Consider the following 1,002-nt stretch of genomic DNA (forward strand, 5'->3'; position numbering starts at 1 on the left):
GTACGCTTAGTCACTTAACCATACAACCCGAAAGGGTCTTTGTTAAACAACCAAGGTTCGCTATCTCATTATTTGAATGAGCGAGATAGCATTGATTTGCCGGACTCAATTTTGAATCGTCACTAAACAGTGACATTCCCAAGAACACTTGAATGTGTTTGTTGGTGTTTGTCTTAAAGACAAACATTGAGAACTTTACAAACAATCTATCAATAAAGATAAATTGTTTTGTCAGCTTTCCAAATTGTTAAAGAGCAGTGTTATTTCCCGATGAGAAATCCACTTTTTAAAGACTTTCAGCGTCGAAAAAACCATCCACATTAAGAGGAGGCTTCATTTAGTGACACAAAAATATTTAAAGAGTGGTGGGCGATACCGGGTTCGAACCAGTGACCCCCTGCTTGTAAGGCAGGTGCTCTCCCAACTGAGCTAATCGCCCACAGTTTTTTTGTCTCCGCTTTTGAAAAAGCAGAATCAAAACAGAATTCCCTGTGGAAGGAAATGGTGGGTCGTGCAGGATTCGAACCTGCGACCAATTGATTAAAAGTCAACTGCTCTACCGACTGAGCTAACGACCCGTGGTATCCCGTAGGGGAGTCGAACCCCTGTTACCGCCGTGAAAGGGCGGTGTCCTAGGCCTCTAGACGAACGGGACACTAAGATACTCTAAACTGTCTAAACCATATCAATCTGTGTGGACACTCATCGCGACTTATTTGTTTCCGCTTTAAAAAGCAGAAGCAAACTATCCGTATCGTATAAGGAGGTGATCCAGCGCCAGGTTCCCCTAGCGCTACCTTGTTACGACTTCACCCCAGTCATGAACCACACCGTGGTAAACGCCCTCCCCGAAAGGTTAAGCTATCTACTTCTGGTGCAGCCCACTCCCATGGTGTGACGGGCGGTGTGTACAAGGCCCGGGAACGTATTCACCGTGGCATTCTGATCCACGATTACTAGCGATTCCGACTTCATGGAGTCGAGTTGCAGACTCCAATCCGG

At 45.7% G+C, this 1,002-nt stretch carries 3 tRNA genes and 1 rRNA gene; all 4 read right to left on the bottom strand.

Features of this window, described 5'->3' with window-relative positions:
• Positions 1-363: 363 nt before the first annotated feature.
• Positions 364-439 (bottom strand) — tRNA-Val (locus UF06_RS03375).
• 63 nt (positions 440-502) lie between these two features.
• Positions 503-578 (bottom strand) — tRNA-Lys (locus UF06_RS03380).
• 1 nt (position 579) lies between these two features.
• Positions 580-655: transfer RNA gene (locus tag UF06_RS03385), tRNA-Glu, on the bottom strand.
• Positions 656-759: 104 nt separating this feature from the next.
• Positions 760-1,002: ribosomal RNA gene (locus UF06_RS03390) — 16S ribosomal RNA — on the bottom strand; the annotation flags it as partial.

The organism is Vibrio sp. S234-5, assembly GCF_000960595.1.
Taxonomy (GTDB): Bacteria; Pseudomonadota; Gammaproteobacteria; order Enterobacterales; family Vibrionaceae; genus Vibrio.